Consider the following 3610-nt stretch of genomic DNA (forward strand, 5'->3'; position numbering starts at 1 on the left):
GGGCGTGGCCGGCATTACGCCCGCCACGCCCACGCGTTTAACGCGCTTAATCGCGCGAGCGAGGCCCACGAGGACTGCGACTGGCGATGATCTGGAGGAGGCGGAAGATCACCGCCCCTGCCTGTCAATCGGCTTCCAAAATCCAGCCGGCATCGGCGTCGAATTTCCAGCCACGCTTACGGTTGCAGAACCCGTTGTCCAGGGAGTCCACGGGAGGGTCCCACGCGCGCCGCGGAGTGCCCCCATGGCTGACGCAGCGGCGCGCGTGGGAGGGACCTGTGGGCCCCCCTGGGCAACGCTCAGGAGCGGTTCTTGAAGCGCCAGCTCTCGTTGCCGGTCTCCAGGATGTCGCAGTGATGCGTGAGCCGGTCGAGCAGAGCGGTGGTCATCTTGGCGTCGCCGCCGAACACCGACGGCCATTCAGCAAAGCTCAGGTTCGTGGTGATCAGCACCGAGGTCTGGGCGTACAGCTTGCTGAGCGTGTGGAACAGCAGCTGGCCGCCACTCTGGGAGAACGGCAGGTAGCCGAGTTCGTCCAGCACCACGAGATCAACGCGGGTCAGCTGGTCGGCAAGCTTGCCCGCCTGCCCGGCCCGGGCTTCGGCCTCCAGCCGGTTCACCAGGTCGATGACGTTGAAGAACCGGGCGCGGGCGCCGCGGCGCACGCAGTTGGCCGTGATGGCGATGCACACGTGCGTCTTGCCGGTGCCGGTTCCCCCGATGAACACGGCGTTGCGCTGGGTCTCCAGGAAGCGTCCGTCGTGCAGGTCGCGCACCAGGCCCTCGTTCAGGGGACTGGCGGCGAAATTGAACTCGGCCAGCGTCTTGGCCAGGGGCAGCTTGGCGGCGCCGAGCTGGTAGCGGATCGAGCGCGCCTGCTTCTCCGCCCGCTCCGCCGCCAGCAGGTCGCCCAGGATCTGCTGGACGGTGCGCTGCCGCTTCAGCCCGTCGCTCATCACCTCGTCGTAGGCGGCGCGCATGCCGGCCAAGCTGAGCTCGGCCATCACCGCCATCAGCTCATGCCGTTCCATGGCAGCCCTCCCGCACCGCGCGCAAGCGGTCGTAGCGCCCGCAGTCGGCGGCCGGCTCGATGGACAGCCTCAGCGCCGCCGGCACCGCCATCGCCGGCGCAGGGGTGACGTCGTGGCGCCGGGCGAGGATGTTCAGGATCACGTCCCGGCTGTGCGTGCCGCTCGCCAGCGCCTCGCGGCAGGCGGCCTCCACCGCGTCCAGGCCGTCGGTGAGGATGGCGGCGAGAACGCCGACGAACTGCCGGTCGGCGTCGTCGCCGCGGCCCAGGCGGGTCCGCACCTTCGCCAAAGCCGGCGGCAACTCCCAGTCCCGGAACGGCGCCCCGTTGCGCAGCGCCCCCGGCTTGCGGGCGAGAACCGGCAGGTAGTGCAGCGGATCGTAGATCGTGTGGCCGTGCCCGAACGCCCGCGGGTGCTCGGCGACGATCGCGCCGTTGAACCACGCTACGATCCGCGTCGCGTAGGCGCGCACCTGCACCGGCTTGCCGGCGGCGACCGCGGCCACGCTGTAGCGGTTGCGGTCGAAGCGGATCAGGCAGGTTTTCGAGGCGCTGACCGTGGTCTCGTGGAAGCCGTCGAAGGGATCGCTGACGGTGATCAGCGCCGGCCGCTCCGCCTGGAACACCTGCCACACCGTCCGGCTCCGATCCTCGGGATGCGGCGCCTGTTGCGCCCAGGCGATCACCTCGTCGCGCAGGCGGTCGTTCACCTCCTCCAGCGTCTTGGCGCGCAGGCGCGGTGTGAAAAGGCGCTGGCGCAAGGTGCCGACCTGGTTCTCGACCTGGCCCTTCTCCCAGCCCGAGGCCGGGGTGCAGGCCACCGGCTCGACCAGGTAATGCGAGCACATCTGGGCGAAGCGGCGGTTGAAGCGGCGCTCCTTGCCGACGAACACGGCGTCCACCGCCGTCTTCATGTTGTCGTAGATGCCGCGCTCGCACAGGCCGCCGTAGAACGCCGCGGCACGGGCGTGGGCGTCGAACACCATCTCCTGGGTCTGGCGCGGGTAGACCGCCACGAACGGCATGCGGCTGTGGCACAGACGGGCATGGGCCACCTGCACCTTGGTCGTCACCCCGTCCAGGATGATCCACTCCTCCGCCCAGTCGAACTGGTACGCCTCGGCGGGAGCGAAGGTCAGCGGCACGTAGGCGTTCACCGCCCCGCCCGGCGGCTGGCGCTGCTTGAAGCGCTTGATGTAGCGGCGCACCGCGTCGTAGCCGCCCTGGAACCCGGCGTCTTTCAGCCGCCCGAAGATCCCCAGGTAATCGAGCCGGTCGCGGGCGGGCTGCCGCTCGTTCTCCAGGATCAGCAGTTCCAGCTCCTCTTGGAAGCCGGCCAGCTTCGGGAATGGCTGGTGCTGGCGCTCGTAGCGCGGCGCCGTCTCGCCCGAGCGCAGGTATTTCGTCACCGTCTCCCGCGACAGCTTCAGCGACCGGGCAATCGCCCGGATGCTTCTCCCCTTCGCGTGCTCCCGCCGTATCCGTGCAATCGTCTCCACCGTCAGCATCCCTGTCCGCCACCCTGTCGTCCGAACCCAGGGTGGTAGCCTGCCAGATCAGGGGCGGCTGGTTATTGGACGCCGATCACCCCTGAAACTGGCCCAGTGTTGCAAGCCGATGCACACCATCCTTGTCCTGGAGCGTTGCGCGCAGCACCCGTTCCATCTCGGTGCGGCGCTCGCCTTCCTCGGCAAGCTGGCGGTTGAGGGCGTCCAGCCGTTCGGTGCGGACCGCCACCCGCCGGTCGAGTTCCTCGTTGAGCCGCCGCAACTCCTCCTCCGCCGCCTTCCGTCGGGTGATGTCCAGGAAGGACACGAAGTGATGGCGGATCTGCCCGTTCCCGAAGACCGGCGTGGCGTGATGGAGCACCCACAGGTGCTTGCCGTCCTTCCGGTAGAGCTGCACTTCCCGGATTATGCTCTCGCCGGCGCGCAGCGCGATGTCGATGTCGCGCGCGACCTCGGGGTCGGGGTCGGCGCCGGACAGGAAGTGATAACTCCTGCCGAGAACTTCTTCGCGGGCATAGCCGCTCATCTTCATGAAGGCGGCATTGACGAAGACGATGGGGACGTCCGGCAAGGTCGGATCCGCGATCAGCATGGGCATCAGCGTCGTCTCGACGGCGACGACGAAGGCATCGCCGCGCGCCTCTTCCCTTTGGATCTTCCGCTCCGCCGCTTCCTGGTTTGCGCTTCTCTCCGCCATGTCGATCTCCAGGAAGGACGGGGCGAGGCCGAAGCTCCGCCGATTGCATTTCAAAGTGATTGGGAACGCCGAGCATCGGGAAAGGTTCATGCCCGCCCCCCATTCTGGCATGACATTTCGGTTCGGCCATGACGTTTCGCGTCGCACAGGGTTGTTTCCTGATCGACGACGCCGATGGAGACGGTATCATCCCTTCTCAGCGATGGAGCGGTGGATGGAGCCACGGTTCGCATGGCCCCTGAAGATTGAAATCGCGATGCCGGACGATCCGCACGTCCTGGCCCGTGAGCTGTGCAGGCGGTTCGCGGCGCTGATCCCCGCGTCGAAGCGGGGTGGGCGTTCGCGCAGCACGGACACCCAGGCCATTCTGGAAGC

3 protein-coding genes are annotated in these 3610 nt (G+C 68.1%); all 3 read right to left on the reverse strand.

Going from position 1 to position 3610, the window contains the following annotated elements; all coding sequences use genetic code 11:
• Positions 1–299: 299 nt before the first annotated feature.
• Positions 300–1031: an IS21-like element helper ATPase IstB gene (gene istB, locus VED21_RS28080; protein ID WP_324888326.1), complete on the reverse strand. Its 732-nt coding sequence runs from the start codon at positions 1029–1031 to the stop codon at positions 300–302.
• Positions 1018–2538 carry an IS21 family transposase gene (istA, locus tag VED21_RS28085; protein WP_324888328.1) on the reverse strand — a complete coding sequence of 507 codons (1521 nt, stop codon included), beginning with the start codon at positions 2536–2538 and terminating at the stop codon, positions 1018–1020. The genes istB and istA overlap by 14 nt, the downstream gene beginning before the upstream one ends.
• 76 nt (positions 2539–2614) lie before the next feature.
• Positions 2615–3325: a PAS domain S-box protein gene (locus VED21_RS28090; protein WP_324888330.1), complete on the reverse strand. Its 711-nt coding sequence runs from the start codon at positions 3323–3325 to the stop codon at positions 2615–2617.
• Positions 3326–3610: the final 285 nt, after the last annotated feature.

The organism is Azospirillum sp. (assembly GCF_035627195.1).
Taxonomy (GTDB): domain Bacteria; phylum Pseudomonadota; class Alphaproteobacteria; order Azospirillales; family Azospirillaceae; genus Azospirillum.

What these genes read in the sequence shown, in the direction of transcription:
- VED21_RS28090 (WP_324888330.1), bottom strand. Translation starts at nt 3,325, where the DNA reads ATGAACCTTTCCCGATGCTCGGCGTTCCCAATCACTTTGAAATGCAAT.
- istB (WP_324888326.1), bottom strand. Translation starts at nt 1,031, where the DNA reads ATGGAACGGCATGAGCTGATGGCGGTGATGGCCGAGCTCAGCTTGGCC.
- istA (WP_324888328.1), bottom strand. Translation starts at nt 2,538, where the DNA reads ATGCTGACGGTGGAGACGATTGCACGGATACGGCGGGAGCACGCGAAG.